The organism is Rhizobium sp. YTUHZ045 (assembly GCF_051124255.1).
Classification (GTDB): Bacteria; Pseudomonadota; Alphaproteobacteria; order Rhizobiales; family Rhizobiaceae; genus Rhizobium.
Genome location: NZ_CP101433.1, coordinates 1,002,343 through 1,018,681, shown reverse-complemented (window position 1 = coordinate 1,018,681; position 16,339 = coordinate 1,002,343). Strand labels below are relative to the sequence as shown.

The following is a 16,339-nucleotide window of genomic DNA, read 5'->3' as shown; positions in this document are numbered from 1 at the left end:
AACGCATCTCTTCCGAAATGGATGCACGACGAAGACGATTTAGCGGCGGATGTGCCGGATTTCTCGATCAGATGACCGTCTGCAGCAGAAACGGGGACCGCTCCAGCGGACGCTGGGCGAGGATCCTAAGCATCGCCGGACCCTGTATGCCGGTTGTCGTGCGCAAGCGGCCGTCGTGATAGACGACCGTCATGACCTGGTTGAGAATATCATAGCGTATCTCAGCGATCGTCCGGGTGTGAACCGGAAATACGCATTCGTCGGGCTCGGATATTTGCCCGGAGGTGTTCAAAGTCATCGCGATGCCCCAACGATAACAGCGCTCTGTCCCTCGCCCCCTGTTCAGTGCATCCGGCCCGGAAATCATAAGCGCTAAGCGGCCCAATCAAGCATATATTGCGCCCATGGTCGCGTGACATCAGCGTGACATGCAGTTTCGTCTGAAAAAATGCATAGAAATCAGCAGCTTATGCAAGCGGCAAGTGCCTGTAAAAGTCACGCGATTAATGCAATGTCGTCTGCAATGCGTGGACCCGAGCGACCTGTGGCCAGCGTTCGCTCCTGCGCGCGAGCGACCGGACGGCCTCGTCCACCGCAAGAAGGGCGTCCCTCAGCCGTTCGATCTCATAACCGAGTTCATATCGCTCGACCTCATCAAGATCATGCCTGTCCAGCAGCCCTCTCGCCGCTTCGATCAAGCGCTCCGCGCGCCGGACAATATCGAGAGCGCTTCGTATAAGGACGTCGAGCATGCATTTCCCTCCTTGCCCGACAGAGAGTCGGGCAGAATCGGGATGCTGGCAATCCTAAAATCTTGTCAGATCCGCCCGCGCATCCTTTCGTACAAATCCCTGAGTTCGCGCAAGGCCGACGGCCCACGATGGCGCGGTGAGGAGAGCTGACGCGAGGCAAGCGCCAACAAACCCGCGACAGCAGCCATGAGGGCAAAGGATGATAGCGGATAATGTTTCACCAGAGCTCCGGTCTGGCGGGCAGCCTCTTCGGCGCCGGCCTTGGCCGACCGCCCGGCGCTGATCACTTGCTGCTGAAGCCTATCGACCTGTTGCCGCAGAGCGCTCAATTCTGTGCGCAGATCGTCCTCGGCCTGGCGGGGGACCCCGACGGAGGCGGTGTTGATATCGATGATCGCTTTCGGAACCGGCTCGCCGATTTTGGCTCCTTCGGTATCAAGCGTCGTCCCGACAGTGTTCTTGCGGCGCGGCATGATCAGGTCTCCTTCCTAGTCGTCATCGAGCGAAAAAACCGGTCGGTAATGGCGCTGGGAAATCACCAAGCTTCGGTCGGGCTGGATAATATAAATCTCCTCGACTTGCCGCCCCCATTGATCCGTGAAGGTGTGCGGAAAGGATGAACCGACCGGCGATCTGGTCAACTTGGTGCGCGGCTGACCGTGATAGGTGATGCTGCCTGGGATGGGCTCCAACCCGGCCGACGAGTAATTACCTGCGCTGGTCATGCAGCCTGTCAGCGCGACGGCCAAAATCAGCGCCAGTCCCATGCTCCGCCTCATCGAATCCTCCGGCTGCTTCGGCATTCGCCTGTCGCACAAATAACAAGGCGCGGCGGACATTGTTCCGGAACCCGGTGGCAGCAGGCAGGAGTTCCTCTTCGAACAGGAACACCGGGGCGGCGGTTATTTCGAAGCGAAGCGCGGCGCCGCGTCGATGCGTATCGCCGACGCGGAAGCGCCGAACTGGCGCGCCAACGTTTCATCCAGGCGGCCATTGCGGCCGGTGTCCTGGCGTAAAGGCAAGAGAGGCTCCGAAGCTCTCGAATAGCGGCTCCGTGCGCTAACGCACCAAGGAAACAGGCCGCTTGGTATCAAACGGGGCGGCTACTATCTTGATTAGGTGAAGAGCGATGACGTTAACCGGCAATCGTGGCGGACTTTCATGTCGATTTTCTACCGACCGATACTCCCTCGGGATTTCAGATGCCTGTCGAAGGCTGTCATGAGCTGGTATCGCCATTTCGGCGTCTCGGTAAGCGAACACGACAGCCAGATCCTGTGCAGCGCCGCCATCCAGCTCTTCAATGAAGGCAAGACCGATGTCGACGAACTCGCCGCAGGATTGATCGAGATGTTTCCCGCCCCGGATCTGCTCAAGATCAATGCTGCCACCTCTCACTCGATCCACTAACATCTGCTAACCTTTGCTTCGGCGAGCCGAAGTTGCCGCAAACAAGAGGCGAAGCTCCTCCTTCGCGCGGTGCCACCCACTCTCGGAACAGGGTGCGCTTTGCCGCGTTCTCACGGTCTGAAGGAGGTGCGTTATGGCCAAGACAAAGATTCCGAAGAAGATTGCAGGTTACAAGGTGCCGAAAGCCATCCGAAAGAATTCGATACTGAAAACCTTACTGGCGAGCCCCACCGGTCGTGACACGCTGGGAAAGGCGCTGATTGCGGGAGCCGGCGCTGCTGCGGCCGTGCTGGTGGAGGACCGCGAGGACATTGCCGGCGCCGCAAAATCGAGTACGCGCAAGAGCGCGAAGACTCTTGGGCTGGTCGGGCAGGCCTTCCATAGTGCCGCCGATGCGGCCATCGATGTTGTGCGTGAGGCCGCCAGTTCGGCGCTTCCGAAGAATATCCGGAAGCAGGCGGAAGAAAACCCTCGGAAGGGCGTCGCCGTGCATTAGATGCGACGCCGCCCCGAAAGCATTCGAAGCGAAAGCTGGAATCTCTCTTGCGCCAACGGGCCGATAAAGGGGTCTTGTCTCAGGCCAAAGCGGCCGCGACGGCCAAGGCGCTCGGAAAGCTTGTGCGCAAGCACCCTCTCATCGCGGCCGAGATTGCCCTGGCGGGAACGGCCAGAGGCATCGCGGTCGCGGCCGAGGAAGTAAAGCATCGCATTCTACCTGATCATGATGTCGAGGAAATCGGAGACAAGGATTCCGGGGAAATCGACTGAAAGACCAGGATCTGAAGGAGCCTGGCGAGCCCATTCTGAAGGAAAAGCGGGCCAATATCACACCGAAGCAGCTGATCAAGGCTGTGATGAAATCACATCCGCAGGCCACCGAAAAAGAAATGGTTTCGTGCGGCCTTCTACGCTTTTATTGCACATGCCGGCAACGACCCCGAAATGGCCGGCATCCTTCAGGACTTCGCGATCACCCAGCGTGCCGATGAAAATCGAGTGACACTGCGGCGGCCGAAGATATCGGCATCCGAAGCGTGAATGAAACCCTGGCCCGCCGTCGACCGGATAACTAAAGCTCGTCGCTGCGGCGCTTTACCGCGTGTTTTACAGCCAGCAAATGTCGGCGCCGTTCGATCATGTAGTCAGCATAGCCGACGCAGATGTAAAGCAATGTCGGGCCGGCGTAGATGACGATGAGAGCCAGTGCAACAAGGATGAATGCGGTCGTCATGGTCTGTTTTCCGTCATGTTGATCATGTGAAGCGGTGGACCTCGTGCTTTGGGCTCATCGGGTTCCACCGCCAGGTCTGTCCCTCACTTCTCTCTTGCGTCGTGGGTGTGGTGGCGATCATGCTCGCCGCCGCCGCCCGAAACCTTGCTTCGCGTACGTCTATCCGGCTCGGCTGGCGGCTTCGGTATCTCGAGCGGCGCCTTGGCGTTTTCATGGGATGCGCCTGGGCCGCCCTGGCGGATAGTCGATGGGCTCTTCTTCGACGTAGACATCGATGCCTCCTACCTGTCCTGCTGGTAACCCTGATGGGTGGTGTTGACTTTGGTGTTTCCTTGTTGACCCTTCTTTTCAGGGTTTTCGTTGCCGCTTGCCACCGCAGTATCCTCTGCCTCGGTCCGCCGCGGCTTGCCGGCTCCCTTGTTGCTGACGTTGTCGGCGGGAATGGGAGGTAATCTGCTGCTCATCACCTTGTCCTCATTTAGGATTCCGATTGGAGCTGTGATCCGAGTATTGCTCGGTCTGAATCGTCTTGCCGTCGAGGCCGCGCTCTTTGGAGTGCCGGGTCTTGTCGCGGTTCGACAGAACCGTATTCTCGGGAAGCTTTTCCTCGTCGAGATTGGTCATCGCGCCGCTTCCGTCGCGCTTTCCCTTCGCGCCCGCGCCAATATGTTTCCGGTCGGCATGTGCCATGATTTTCTCCTTCCATTTTTGGAGTCAAACACGCCAGACCCGTGGAGGTTCCGGGATGCGAGACCTTCACAGAGATCGTCAGAGAATGACAATGCCTGCTTGGCGTTCATGATGCCCACCGGTACGCGTTCCACGGTCTCTACGGCGACTTCGACAAGCGGTCTTTGGCTTCTCGGCGATCCTTATCCTGGCTATTCGAAATCCGCCTGCTCCCCGGTCGTCCCCTTGCCGCCTGAATCCGTGGCCTTTCCTCCCCCATCGCCGCCGTAATGCGATGCAGCAGACGGTTCGACGCCAAGTCTTCCAGCGAAACCGACAGCTTAGGCTTCCAGTTGGGGTAGCTGTCATTCGTGCCAGGGATATTGGTGGGCCTTTTCTCGTCGGTAAGGTCGGCAAGCCGAACCGCGACAAGAAGCGACGGAGTACGGGCGATGAAGCGGTACGCGCTGACCGTCAATTCCCTCAAAGTCTCCCGGCCGGACCTCGCACTGAGACCAGCCGGCACGTCGATGCCGGCAGCGAGGAGCGCTGCCTTCAGATTTCGTCGCTCGCGCCGGCGGTGCTGGAGATGTTTTGCCGTGAGATCGGGCGGCACGATGCCGTGGTCGCGGCGATCCTGGATGTCGGCGCTGCGCCACCATCCGGCAAGCGTCTGATGGTCGTGCGTCGAAATGCAGGTCAGGCCAAAAACGGGATAGGCATCCGGCGGCTTGAAGCCTTTCTCGTCCTGTTCATAGGAGAGAATGCGATACGAAAAGATCTGCGCCGCCGCCAGCTCGTCAGGCAAATCTGGCGGGATCATTCCCAACGCTTCACCGATGACGAGGCATCGATGCTCGGCGGAGATCTCGGCCAGGATTTGCAGAAGCCGACGCTCGGGGTAGCTGACATAGGCGCCGCCATCTGGCCTGCTGCCGAGCGGCACCAGAAAGAGGCGTCGTAGCGCCGGGGCGTGATCGATACGGATTGCACCGGCATAGCGCATGGCGGCGCTTACCATGCGCCGGTAAGGCGAGCTGTCTCCCGCAGCGATCGCGGAAGGCAGATATCCGGCAAGATGCCAGTCCTGCCCCTCTATGGCGAACGGATCCGGAGGGCTGCCGATGGTCGCTTTCGAGATATAGACATCCGGCTCGCTCCACGTCGCCGATCCGTCGACCGCCTCGCCCACGGCGAGGTCGAGATAAAGTCCGATCCGCAGGCCGGCTTCCCGCGCTCGATCCGCTGCCTGAAGCAGTTGCAGATGAGCGAGCCACTGCAGCCACATGTGGAAGCGGATCTCGTCCGCATGCTCACGCGCGAATTCGGCGACGGCGGCGCTGTCAGAGCGCCGGAAATCTGCCGGCCACCCCCGCCAGCCGGCGCCTGCCCCGCGTTCCGCCATGGAGAGCGAAAGACATTCAAAGAGCGCATGGCGCCGCAAGCTGTTGCCGCCGCGCGCGACGAAGGCATCGAAATCAACGGGATCGTAGCGTTCATCGGTTGCACCCGCCTGCAGCCAGGCGCTCCATAGGTCCCGCAGAATTCCAAGCTTGGTCCTCGCAACTCCGGCATAATCGACAAGGTCGCTTCGGCGAAGTGCCTCCAATTGCCGTTCGAGTTCGGCACTACTGACAAAACCTGGCAACCTATCGACCGCGATATAGAGCGGGTTGAGATGCTGACGGCTTGAAGGTTCATAAGGGCTGCAGCGATCGGGATCGGCAAGAAATGGTGCGTGAAGCGGATTGAGACCGATGAAATCAGCGCCAAGCTTCCCCGCCAGGTCGGCCACAGCGGACAGATCCTCAAAATCTCCGATGCCCCAGTTTCGCGCCGACCGCAGTTCGTAAAGCTGCAGGCTGATCCCCCAAACCCGCGTCTTGAGCAGGAAGTCCGGCAGAAATGACTTAGGAATTGCGTCATTCGCCGGCCCCGGCTCCTGCTCCCGCCGCGGTGCAACCGTCTGCCGATGGGTGGTTCCTGACAGATCGACTTCCAAAGCCGAGAGTATCTTGCGTTTGGTGTCGGCGGAAATCGCCACCTCGCGATCCTCAGGACTGGGCCTGGTCGGGCTGATCCCGTATCGCCGGGCGAGCTTTTCGAGCTCGGCGGATTTCATCGTCCGATCGCCTTCATGCCAGGCCCTCACGCGAGATGCTCCAGATCACCGTCCAGGGCGCCAATTGTCCTCCATCGCTGCCGCCGAGGCGGAAGATCGTTTCGCCTTCTTGGCGCCGCCGCAGAAGCGGCGCCGCCTCGCCGCCGAGATTGGCATCCAGATGAAGGCGCCGGTCGCCGGCCAGGACCCAATCCACCGCGAGCGTTGCACCTGCGGAGCGGTAGACCCCGTTTCCGCCTCTGGCTCCTTTCAGCAGGGGTACGATCCGTCGACGTCGGAGGTCGAGAAGCATCTTGTAGAATTCAAGCATTTCAGACGCGCGTTTCGACCAGTCGAGCTTGGCAGCCGCAAAGGTCGACGGCGCCGTCGGATCGAGATGCTCGTCCACATCGAACCCCGGCAGGCGCGAAAGCTCCTCACGCCTGCCCTTTCTGACCTTTTCGTTCAGATCCTCGTCGAAGTCGCAGAAAAACGGAAAAGGCTCTCGCGCGCCCCATTCCTCGCCCATGAACAGCATCGGTATCTGCGGTGCCAGCAAGTAGATCGATGTGACGGCCTTGACAGCGTCGGTCGAGCTCGAAGCCATAATCCGGTCCCCGAGCGCCCGGTTACCGATCTGGTCATGGTTCTGGATAAAGGACACGAAGGCGGTGGGCGGCAAGTGGCCACTCGGCCTGCCTCGGCTTCCGCCGCGATACGGCATGTGCTCGCCCTGGAACACGAAGCCTTCCGCCAGCGCCCGGCCGAGCTTGCCGGCGTCGCCGACATAATCGGCATAGTAGCCGAAGGTTTCACCCGTGGCAGTAATATGCAGCACATGGTGGACATCGTCGTTCCATTGGGCCGTGAACAGCCTCGCCCCGCCATCTGCGTCACGTTTCAGAAGGTCGCTGTCGTTCTCCTCGTTTTCTACGATCAGATGAACATGCCGGTCACCGGCTTCAGCCCTGACGCGGCCGGCCAGTGCGTGAAGAAGGTGCTCAGAGCTGTCGTCCTTGATGGCATGGACGGCGTCGAAGCGAAAACCGTCGAGCCTGAACTCGCTAATCCAATAGATGGCATTCTCGATGATGAATTCGCGGATCATCTCAGAGCCGTCACCGTCATAATTGATGCCGTGGCCCCAGGGTGTCTTATGATGATCGGTAAAGAGCGGTGCGTAGGAGGGAATATAGTTCCCGTCTGGCCCAAAGTGGTTGTAGACCGCGTCGAGAAAGACCGAAATGCCACGTTCGTGCGCCGCATCCACCAGCGCCATGAGATCTTCCGGCCGGCCGTAACTGCTGTCGGGCGCATAGGGAAGCACGCCGTCATAGCCCCAGTTGTAGCGGCCGGGGAAGTCGCTGAGCGGCATGATCTGCAGCGCCGCGACGCCCAGTTCCCGCAGATGGTCGAGACGTTCGATCGCGGCCCTGAAGGTCCCCTGCGGTGTAAAGCAGCCGATATGCAGTTCGTAGATGACCATCTCTTCCCATGGCCGGCCCGTCCAGTCGCCCGTTTTCCAGCGATAGGCGGAAAGGTCGACCACTTCGCTCGGACCATGCAGATCCTGCGGCTGGAAGCGCGAAGCAGGATCGGGAATTTGAAGACCGTCCGCCAGGATGAAGCGATACTGCGTACCAGGGCCGGCATCCGCGACCGCGCACTTATGCCAGCCATCTTCAGCCGCTTGCATCGGGCGCGGATCAGAGCCTTCGATTTTCAACGAAACGCTTTCATGCAGTGGAGCCCAAAGGCGAAACAGAACGCCATCTTCGGTGAATGCGGGGCCGAACATCGTTTTGGTCAAGGGGAAGCCTTCGGTGAGTGAGGATGGGTTTGAGTAACTTTCAGCAGAGCGAAAAGTTTCGCCGGGGTAGAGTACGCGCGACGAAATCTCATCAGCGGTCGCGGCGTGTTCATGCTGAAAGGTTCACACGGACGAAGAGCAGTTTTCCATGTTAACCGCGGGCCTCATGGGCGGCATCCGCGGGCACGGCAGCCGATTCCTCCGCCACTCAGGCTGGTGACTTAGGGGTGAATGAAGAAACGTCGATTATGCAGCATCCCCCAACGGCTGCCGCTTCGATCATCATGCCGCTGCGACCTTGTCTCTCAGCGCCTCGTCCATGGCCGCTTGGAGCTGCTCTTGCGTGAACGGCTTCGCCATCCTGAGCATCCGGCCGAGCCCCTGATCCTCGGCAAGCTCGACATAGCCGGAAGCGAGGATAACGGGCAGGTTGGGGAAGGCTGAACGAAGATGGCGTGCGAGCTCGGCGCCCGTCATGCCCGGCATGGCATGATCGGTGATGACGAGATCACACTCCTGTCCGCCGGCGAGGAATTCCAAAGCTTGGGTAGCGGAAGCCGCTTCCCGCGGCAGGTGCCCGAGGTCCTCCAGCATTGCCACGGTTCCGGTCCTGACGAGTGCATCGTCGTCGACGACGAGGATGGCAAGCGATCGCGAGACCGGATTCAGGGGTTCCGCGGTCGCAGGCACGACTGCCGGCTGCGCCTTGGCAATGCTCTGCGCGACCGGCAGCCAGAGCGAAACGGTCGTGCCCTTGCCTCTCGTGCTCGAAATCTGGATCGAACCGCCCGATTGCGCTGCCAGGCCGTGCACCATCGACAGGCCGAGCCCGGTGCCCTTGCCGATCCCCTTCGTGGTGAAGAATGGCTCGGCAGCGCGCAGAACCGTCGCTTCGTCCATTCCCTCGCCATCGTCCGACACCGATATCCTGATGTAATTTCCACCTGCAAGACCGGCCGGCCGGGTCTCCTCCGCCGCAGCCGCGACGGTCACCGCACCGCCGCTTTCGAGCGCATCCCTCGCATTGACGAACAAGTTGAGCAGCGCCAGTTCCAGCTGATTGCTGTCCACCAGCAGCGGCTCCAGATCCGCAGGGATGCGCTTTCGGATTTCGACGCGCGGTCCGACCGCCTTGGCGAGCAGATCCTCGACGTTTTCGAACAGGCGGAGGAAATCGACCGCCTGCGGCTTCAGCTCCTGTCGGCGAGCGAAGGCAAGCAGGCGCTGGGTGAGCGCCGTACCGCGTTCGGCCGCCTGAATGGCGTTCGTCACCAGGCGTTCGCTGCGCTCATCCGCCGGAAGCCGCTTCTTGAGCAGACTGAGGCTGCCAAGCACCGCCATCAGAAGATTGTTGAAGTCGTGCGCCACGCCGCCTGTCAGGTGGCCGATCGTATCGAGCTTCTGTGCTTCGAAGAGCTGCGCCAGCGCCTCCTCGCGTTCGCGTGTCCTTTGGTCGATGCGATGCTCGAGCTCCTCGTTCAGCTGCCGCAGCTGCGCCGCCGACGCTTCGAGTTCGGCGGTGCGCTGATGCACCCTGGCCTCCAGCTCGGCGTTCAGACGTTCGAGTTCCCGCGTCTTCCTGTAGAGATCGGCAAAGACCCTGACCTTGGCCCTCAGCACCTCGGGCACGATCGGGACGGAGACGTAATCGACGGCGCCCACCGCATAGCCGCGCAACCGGTCGGGTTCGGCCAGCATCACGGCGGAGACGAAGATGATCGGTGTGTTTTGATAGCGCGGATGCTGCCGGATCATGCTGACCAGTTCGAATCCGTCCTGCTCGGGCATGCAGACGTCGACGAGGATCACGGCAATTTCCGTGCGCAGCAGGTGCTCGAAGGCTTCGCGTGCCGATTGCGCCTTGATCAGATTTTCCTCGAGCTCTTCGAGAATGACCTCGTAGCTCAGGAGTTTGGCGGGCTGGTCGTCGACGAGGAGGATGTTGACGGGGTTCATGGCCGGATCCTCAGCGGTGCAGCCACATACGCAGAGCCGACAGGAGCTGCTCGGTGTTGACGGGCTTTGCCAGGTAGTCCGACGCGCCCGCTTCCAGGCATTTCTCCCGGTCACCCTTCATCGCCTTAGCCGTCAGCGCCAGGATCGGCAGCCGTCGGAAGCGGGGCTCCGACCGGATCACCTGCATCGTCTCGTAACCGTCCATCCCGGGCATCATGATATCCATCAGCACGATCGCCACCGAGGGCTCGGTGTTGATGACCTCGATTGCCTCGCTGCCGGTCGTCGCGGTCAGCACCTTCATGCCGCGACGTTCGAGAACGCTGCTCAGCGCAAAGATGTTGCGGGCGTCGTCGTCGACGAGCAGCACGGTCTCGCCCACAAGATCCTCGTCCGAGCTGTGCAGTTCCTGCAGCGTCGCCTGCTTTGCCGCCGGCAAGTCGGCGACGACGCGGTGCAGGAAGAGCGCCGTTTCGTCGAGCAGCCGTTCGGGCGACTCCACGCCCTTCACCACGACGCTGCGGGCCATGCTGTGCAGCGTGGCGTCTTCCTCGGGCGAAAGCTCCCGGCCGGTGAACACGACGACCGGGACTTCGGCGATCTCGGCGTCGTCGCGGATCTGCTCGAGCACTTCGAAGCCGGACATGTCAGGCAGCGTGAGGTCGAGCACGACGCAGTCGGCCGAGCCCTGCCGGAGAACCGTGAGCGCCTCCGACCCGGAGCCGACGCTTGTGATGTCGATGTCATCGTGCCCAAGAAGGGCGGTGACGCTCATGCGCTCGGCTTCGTTGTCTTCCACCAGCAGCAGCTGTTTGCGGCGCGGCTCGGCATAAGCCTTCAGCCGCGACAGCGCCTTGCCGAGACCTTCCGGCGTTGTCGGCTTGCTCATGAAGGCGAAGGCGCCGCGAGTCAGCCCGTGCTGGCGGTCCTCGTCGAGGCTGATGATCTGCACCGGAATGTGTCGCGTCTGCGAATTCTGCTTGAGCTGGCTCAGCACCGTCCAGCCGAGCATGTCGGGCAGGAAGATGTCGAGCGAAATCGCCGACGGCCTGTATTCCTGTGCAAGAACAAGCGCATCGCTGCCGCGCATCGCCACCAACACCTTGAAGCCGTTGTCGCGGGCGAGATCGACGAGGACGCGGGCATAATGCGCATCGTCTTCGACGACGAGCAGCACGGAGTCGCCGGGCTCGATCCGGTGGCGGTCGTCCGCGACATGTTCGGCGGGTTTCTCAGCCCGGCGGGCAGCCGCCTCGGCGAATTCGACGACATTCGCCGCTGCCGGAGCCGACTTCGGCGCCACCGCGCCGGCGCCGACATAGGTGAGCGGCAGGTAAAGCACGAAGGTGCTGCCGACACCCGGCGTGCTGCGCAGCTGGATCTCGCCGCCGAGCAGGTTTGCCAGTTCGCGGCTGATGGCGAGCCCCAGGCCGGTGCCGCCATATTTGCGGCTGGTCGAGGCGTCCGCCTGCTGGAACGCCTCGAAGATGATGCGCTGCTTCTCAGGCGGAATGCCGATACCGGTATCGATCACTTCAAAGGCGATGACCGATGGCGCATGCCGGAGCGAAGGATGCTCCGGCGACCAGCCGCTCGCCGCCGAGGCGACGCGAAGTGTGATGCCGCCCTGCGCGGTGAATTTGAAGGCGTTCGACAGCAGGTTCTTGAGGATCTGCTGCAGCCGCTTCGAATCCGTAATGATGCTCTTCGTCACATCGGCGCCGACCTCGATCGCGAAGGACAGGTTGCGGTTTTCCGCCTCGTGCCGGAATGGCCGCGCCATCACTTCGAGCAGATTGCTGACAAAGATCTCCTCGGCGTCGACCGAGACCGTACCGGACTCGATCTTTGACAGATCAAGAATATCGCTGATGAGGTTAAGCAGATCGGTGCCGGCGCCGTGGATGGTCTTTGCGAATTCGACCTGCTTTGCCGAGAGGTTGCCGTCGGGGTTTTCGCCAAGCTGCTGGCCGAGGATAAGGATCGAATTCAATGGCGTGCGCAATTCATGCGACATGTTGGCGAGGAATTCGGATTTGTACTTCGAGGTCAGAGCAAGCTCCGTCGCCTTTTCCTCGAGCGCGCGGCGGGCCTGCTCGATTTCCTGGTTCTTCGCCTCGACTTCGACGTTGCGTTCCTCGAGCTGCTGCGCCTTCTGGCCGAGCTGCTCGTTGGTCTGTTGCAGCTCGCGCTGCTGCGTCTGCAGTTCGGCCGCGAGCTGCTGCGACTGCTTGAGCAGGCCTTCGGTCTGCATGGTCGCTTCGATCGAGTTGAGGACGATGCCGATCGACGTCGTCAGCTGGTCGAGGAAGGAAAGCTGCAACTCGGTGAATTCACCTGCAGAGGCAAGCTCGATCACCGCCTTCACCTGCCCCTCGAAATGCACCGGCAGGACGATCGCGCTTCGCGGCAGCGTCGTGAACACGCCCGAGCTGATCGGCACGACATTGTCGGGAAGGTCGGTGACGAGGATACGGCGGGCGTCGCTGGCGCATTGGCCGACCAGGCCCTGGCCGAAGTCGAGCCGCAGCGGATGCGCCGCCTCGACACCCTGCGCATAGACCGACAGCAGCGACAGGAACGGCTGGCTCTCGTCGGCGTCCACCTGGTAGATGACGCCCTGATGCGCACCGACCAGCGGCGCCAGCTCCGACAGCAGCATCTTGCCGACCAGCGTCAGGTCGCGCTGGCCCTGCAGCATGTTGGTGAAGCGCGCGAGGTTCGTCTTCAGCCAGTCCTGCTCGGTGTTGCGCTCCGTCGTCAGGCGCAGGTTGTCGATCATTGTATTGATGTTGTCCTTGAGCTCGGCCACTTCGCCTCGCGCATCGACCTTGATCGAGCGCGTCAGGTCGCCCTTGGTGACGGCGGTCGCCACCTCGGCAATGGCGCGCACCTGCGTCGTCAGATTGGCGGCAAGCAGGTTGACGTTGCCGGTCAGATCCTTCCACGTTCCCGCGGTACCGGGAACATTCGCCTGGCCGCCGAGGCGGCCCTCGACGCCGACTTCGCGCGCCACTGTGGTCACCTGATCGGCGAAGGTCGCAAGCGTATTGGTCATGTTGTTGATGGTTTCCGCGAGCGCCGCCACTTCGCCCTTCGAGGCGACGGTGAGGTTCTGCTTCAGGTCGCCGTTCGCCACCGCCGTCACCACCTTGACGATGCCGCGCACCTGTTCGGTCAGATTGGCGGCCATGACATTGACGGTGTCGGTCAGATCTTTCCAGGTGCCGGCGACGCCGGGCACCTGCGCCTGACCGCCGAGCTTACCTTCGGTGCCGACTTCGCGGGCGACGCGTGTGACTTCGCCGGCGAAGGCGTTCAGCTGGTCGACCATCGTATTGATCGTGTTCTTCAGTTCGAGGATTTCTCCCTTCACGTCGACGGTGATCTTGCGCGAGAGGTCGCCGCGCGCCACGGCGGTCGTCACTTCGGCGATGTTGCGAACCTGGGTCGTCAGATTGGCGGCGAGCAGATTGACGTTGTCCGTCAGGTCCTTCCAGGTGCCGGCGACGCCGGGAACGACGGCCTGGCCGCCGAGGCGGCCGTCAGTGCCGACTTCGCGGGCCACACGCGTCACTTCGCCGGCAAAGGAGCGAAGCTGGTCGACCATAGTATTCAGCGTGTCCTTCAAGAGCAGGATCTCGCCGCGCACATCGACGGTGATCTTGCGCGACAGGTCGCCATTGGCGATCGCAGTCGCCACCTCGGCGATGTTTCGCACCTGCGCCGTCAGGTTGCCCGCCATGGAGTTGACACTGTCGGTCAGATCCTTCCAGGTGCCGGCAACGCCTGGTACCTGCGCCTGGCCGCCGAGTTTGCCTTCGGTGCCAACTTCGCGGGCAACACGCGTGACTTCGCCGGCGAAAGCGTTCAGCTGGTCCACCATGGTATTGATGGTGTTCTTCAGCTCAAGGATTTCCCCCTTCACGTCGACAGTGATCTTGCGTGAGAGGTCGCCGCGCGCCACGGCGGTCGTGACTTCGGCGATGTTGCGCACCTGACCGGTGAGGTTCGAGGCCATGGAGTTGACGTTTTCGGTCAGATCCTTCCAGGTCCCGGCCACACCAGGCACCTGCGCCTGACCGCCGAGCTTGCCTTCGGTGCCGACCTCTCGGGCCACACGCGTCACCTCGGAGGCGAAGCGGTTCAGCTGATCCACCATAGTGTTCAGCGTTTCCTTGAGCTCGAGAATTTCGCCCGAAACCGACACCGTGATCTTCTTCGACAGGTCGCCATTGGCGATCGCCGTGGAGACTTCGGCGATGTTGCGCACCTGCGCCGTCAGGTTGCCGGCCATGGAATTGACGCTGTCGGTCAGGTCCTTCCAGGTGCCGGCGACGCCGAGCACGTTGGCCTGGCCGCCGAGCCGGCCTTCGGTGCCGACTTCGCGTGCGACGCGCGTGACCTCGCCGGCAAAGCCGTTCAACTGGTCGACCATCGTATTGATGGTCTCTTTCAGTTCGAGGATTTCGCCCGACACCGGAACGGTGATCTTCTTCGAAAGGTCGCCCTGGGCAACGGCAGTCGCTACTTCGGCGATATTGCGCACTTGGCCGGTCAGGTTGGAGGCCATGGAATTGACGCTGTCGGTCAGGTCCTTCCAGGTGCCGGCCACGCCGCGCACGTTCGCCTGGCCGCCAAGCCGGCCTTCCGTGCCGACTTCGCGCGCCACGCGCGTCACTTCCGAAGCGAAGGCGTTCAGCTGGTCGACCATCGTGTTGATGGTTTCCTTCAGTTCGAGAATTTCGCCCTTCACGTCGACGGTGATCTTCTTCGACAGGTCGCCATTGGCGATGGCTGTGGAGACTTCCGCGATATTACGCACCTGCGCCGTCAGGTTGCCGCCCATCGAGTTGACGTTTTCGGTCAGGTCCTTCCAGGTGCCGGCGACGCCACGTACATTCGCCTGACCACCGAGCCGACCTTCCGTTCCCACTTCGCGGGCGACACGCGTCACCTCCGAGGCAAAGGCGTTCAGCTGATCGACCATCGTATTAATGGTTTCCTTCAGCTCGAGGATTTCCCCCGAAACCGTCACCGTGATCTTCTTCGACAGGTCGCCATTGGCGATCGCGGTGGAAACTTCGGCGATGTTGCGCACCTGCGCCGTCAGATTCGAGGCCATCGAATTGACGTTGTCGGTCAGGTCCTTCCAGGTGCCGGCGACGCCCGGCACCTGCGCCTGACCGCCGAGGCGGCCTTCCGTGCCGACTTCACGCGCCACGCGCGTGACTTCGCCGGCAAAGCCGTTCAACTGATCCACCATCGTGTTGATGGTTTCCTTGAGCTCCAGGATTTCACCCGAGACGTCGACGGTGATCTTGCGCGAGAGGTCGCCGCGCGCAACCGCCGTCGTCACCTGCGCGATGTTGCGCACCTGGGCTGTGAGGTTGCCGCACATCGCGTTGACCGAGTCGGTCAGGTCCTTCCAGGTGCCGGCGACACCCGGCACCAGCGCTTGGCCGCCAAGCTTGCCTTCGGTGCCGACCTCACGGGCGACGCGCGTCACTTCGGAAGCGAAGGAGCGCAGCTGATCGACCATGGTGTTGATCGCTTCCTTCAGCTGCAGGATCTCGCCGCGCACGTCGACGGTAATCTTCTTGGAGAGGTCGCCGTTAGCGACCGCGATCGTCACCTCCGCGATATTGCGCACCTGCGCCGTCAGGTTCGACGCCATCGAGTTGACGCTTTCGGTCAAGTCCTTCCAGACGCCCGTCACCTCGGGCACCTGCGCCTGGCCACCGAGCTTGCCGTCAGTGCCGACTTCGCGGGCAACGCGCGTCACCTCCGAGGTGAAGACGCTGAGCTGCTTGATCATCGTGTTGACGATATCGGCCGAGCGCAGGAATTCGCCCTTCAGCGCCCGCCCGTCGACATCGAGCGGCACGGTCTGCAAGAGATCGCCTTTGGCGACCGCGGTGATCGTGCGGGTGACCGCCGTGGTCGGCCACAGGAGATCGTCGATCAGGCCATTGATCGAGCCTTCCATTTCCGACCATGATCCATCCGACAGGCCGAAGCGCACCCTGGTACTTGTCCGCCCGTCGCGGCCGACGACCTGGCCGACATGTTCGAGCTGCCGGGCCATGCGCTGATTGGCGGCGATGATGTCGTTCAGCGCATCGGCGACTTTGCCGGTCACGCCGGTCAGGTCAGAGCGCATCCGCACGGAAAAGTCGCCGCGCCTGACCGCGACCAGCACTTCTAAAAGGGCGCTGGCATCGTCGTACGCCATGCTTTTGTGGTCGTACCCGTTGATGCTCTCAGCAGCAGCGTCGTCGCGCGAAAATTCACCGGTTTGCGTGCTCACGAAATCCCCCCTGTTCGACAGAGGGTAATTAGTGCTCGACTGGAAAAAGGCTATGGGTGTGCCGCAGGGTTGCAGAGGTAGGCCTAACCCAGTGTCGACG

At 61.8% G+C, this 16,339-nt stretch carries 15 protein-coding genes; 3 read left to right on the top strand and 12 right to left on the bottom strand.

The annotated features are described in order from the left end of the window. Positions 1-67 precede the first annotated feature (67 nt). The 4 genes from NMA58_RS26975 to NMA58_RS26960 form a co-directional block, all read right to left on the bottom strand. Positions 68-298, bottom strand: coding sequence for a hypothetical protein (locus NMA58_RS26975; RefSeq protein ID WP_430957397.1), 231 nt, complete (start codon positions 296-298; stop codon positions 68-70). 205 nt (positions 299-503) lie between these two features. Next, on the bottom strand, positions 504-752 hold the full coding sequence (locus NMA58_RS26970) for a hypothetical protein (RefSeq protein ID WP_434713907.1): 249 nt from the start codon (positions 750-752) through the stop codon (positions 504-506). Positions 753-817: 65 nt separating this feature from the next. Then, entirely contained in the window at positions 818-1,225 is a 408-nt protein-coding gene (locus NMA58_RS26965; protein WP_434713906.1) for a hypothetical protein, read from the bottom strand. 15 nt (positions 1,226-1,240) lie between these two features. Further along, positions 1,241-1,531, bottom strand: coding sequence for a hypothetical protein (locus NMA58_RS26960; RefSeq protein WP_430957602.1), 291 nt, complete (start codon positions 1,529-1,531; stop codon positions 1,241-1,243). Between the two features lie 442 nt (positions 1,532-1,973). On the opposite strand from NMA58_RS26960, the gene NMA58_RS26955 reads away from it, so the two are divergent. The 3 genes from NMA58_RS26955 (at position 1,974) to NMA58_RS26945 (ending at position 2,930) form a co-directional block, all read left to right on the top strand. Further along, positions 1,974-2,162 (top strand): hypothetical protein, encoded by a 189-nt coding sequence (locus tag NMA58_RS26955; protein WP_221127100.1) that lies wholly within the window; start codon positions 1,974-1,976, stop codon positions 2,160-2,162. A 133-nt stretch (positions 2,163-2,295) separates the two neighbouring features. Continuing rightward, positions 2,296-2,658 carry a hypothetical protein gene (locus NMA58_RS26950; protein WP_097600563.1) on the top strand — a complete coding sequence of 121 codons (363 nt, stop codon included), beginning with the start codon at positions 2,296-2,298 and terminating at the stop codon, positions 2,656-2,658. 74 nt (positions 2,659-2,732) lie between these two features. Next, a complete protein-coding gene (locus NMA58_RS26945; RefSeq protein WP_434713905.1) occupies positions 2,733-2,930 on the top strand; it encodes a hypothetical protein in 198 nt (65 codons plus the stop codon). Positions 2,931-3,231: 301 nt separating this feature from the next. Here the strand turns inward: NMA58_RS26945 and NMA58_RS26940 are convergent, their stop codons facing one another. The 8 genes from NMA58_RS26940 to NMA58_RS26905 all read right to left on the bottom strand — a co-directional run bounded on the left by NMA58_RS26940 (position 3,232) and on the right by NMA58_RS26905 (position 16,239). Further along, positions 3,232-3,393 carry a hypothetical protein gene (locus tag NMA58_RS26940; protein ID WP_164517833.1) on the bottom strand — a complete coding sequence of 54 codons (162 nt, stop codon included), beginning with the start codon at positions 3,391-3,393 and terminating at the stop codon, positions 3,232-3,234. Between the two features lie 83 nt (positions 3,394-3,476). Beyond that, entirely contained in the window at positions 3,477-3,665 is a 189-nt protein-coding gene (locus NMA58_RS26935) for a hypothetical protein (protein ID WP_088685813.1), read from the bottom strand. Positions 3,666-3,674: 9 nt separating this feature from the next. Further along, positions 3,675-3,857, bottom strand: a complete 183-nt coding sequence (locus NMA58_RS26930) for a hypothetical protein (RefSeq protein ID WP_221127101.1) — start codon at positions 3,855-3,857, stop codon at positions 3,675-3,677. A gap of 10 nt (positions 3,858-3,867) precedes the next feature. Continuing rightward, positions 3,868-4,083: a hypothetical protein gene (locus tag NMA58_RS26925; protein WP_221127102.1), complete on the bottom strand. Its 216-nt coding sequence runs from the start codon at positions 4,081-4,083 to the stop codon at positions 3,868-3,870. Between the two features lie 139 nt (positions 4,084-4,222). Next, on the bottom strand, positions 4,223-6,184 hold the full coding sequence (gene malQ, locus NMA58_RS26920; protein WP_434713904.1) for a 4-alpha-glucanotransferase: 1,962 nt from the start codon (positions 6,182-6,184) through the stop codon (positions 4,223-4,225). Positions 6,185-6,197: 13 nt separating this feature from the next. Next, positions 6,198-7,973, bottom strand: a complete 1,776-nt coding sequence (treZ, locus tag NMA58_RS26915) for a malto-oligosyltrehalose trehalohydrolase (RefSeq protein ID WP_434713902.1) — start codon at positions 7,971-7,973, stop codon at positions 6,198-6,200. 282 nt (positions 7,974-8,255) lie between these two features. After that, positions 8,256-9,929 (bottom strand): response regulator, encoded by a 1,674-nt coding sequence (locus tag NMA58_RS26910; RefSeq protein ID WP_097600556.1) that lies wholly within the window; start codon positions 9,927-9,929, stop codon positions 8,256-8,258. 10 nt (positions 9,930-9,939) lie between these two features. After that, positions 9,940-16,239 (bottom strand): HAMP domain-containing protein, encoded by a 6,300-nt coding sequence (locus tag NMA58_RS26905; RefSeq protein WP_434713901.1) that lies wholly within the window; start codon positions 16,237-16,239, stop codon positions 9,940-9,942. Positions 16,240-16,339 lie beyond the last annotated feature (100 nt).

What these genes read in the sequence shown, in the direction of transcription:
- NMA58_RS26975 (WP_430957397.1), bottom strand. Translation starts at nt 298, where the DNA reads ATGACTTTGAACACCTCCGGGCAAATATCCGAGCCCGACGAATGCGTA.
- NMA58_RS26970 (WP_434713907.1), bottom strand. Translation starts at nt 752, where the DNA reads ATGCTCGACGTCCTTATACGAAGCGCTCTCGATATTGTCCGGCGCGCG.
- NMA58_RS26965 (WP_434713906.1), bottom strand. Translation starts at nt 1,225, where the DNA reads ATGCCGCGCCGCAAGAACACTGTCGGGACGACGCTTGATACCGAAGGA.
- NMA58_RS26960 (WP_430957602.1), bottom strand. Translation starts at nt 1,531, where the DNA reads ATGAGGCGGAGCATGGGACTGGCGCTGATTTTGGCCGTCGCGCTGACA.
- NMA58_RS26955 (WP_221127100.1), top strand. Translation starts at nt 1,974, where the DNA reads ATGAGCTGGTATCGCCATTTCGGCGTCTCGGTAAGCGAACACGACAGC.
- NMA58_RS26950 (WP_097600563.1), top strand. Translation starts at nt 2,296, where the DNA reads ATGGCCAAGACAAAGATTCCGAAGAAGATTGCAGGTTACAAGGTGCCG.
- NMA58_RS26940 (WP_164517833.1), bottom strand. Translation starts at nt 3,393, where the DNA reads ATGACGACCGCATTCATCCTTGTTGCACTGGCTCTCATCGTCATCTAC.
- NMA58_RS26935 (WP_088685813.1), bottom strand. Translation starts at nt 3,665, where the DNA reads ATGTCTACGTCGAAGAAGAGCCCATCGACTATCCGCCAGGGCGGCCCA.
- NMA58_RS26930 (WP_221127101.1), bottom strand. Translation starts at nt 3,857, where the DNA reads ATGAGCAGCAGATTACCTCCCATTCCCGCCGACAACGTCAGCAACAAG.
- NMA58_RS26925 (WP_221127102.1), bottom strand. Translation starts at nt 4,083, where the DNA reads ATGGCACATGCCGACCGGAAACATATTGGCGCGGGCGCGAAGGGAAAG.
- malQ (WP_434713904.1), bottom strand. Translation starts at nt 6,184, where the DNA reads ATGAAATCCGCCGAGCTCGAAAAGCTCGCCCGGCGATACGGGATCAGC.
- NMA58_RS26910 (WP_097600556.1), bottom strand. Translation starts at nt 9,929, where the DNA reads ATGAACCCCGTCAACATCCTCCTCGTCGACGACCAGCCCGCCAAACTC.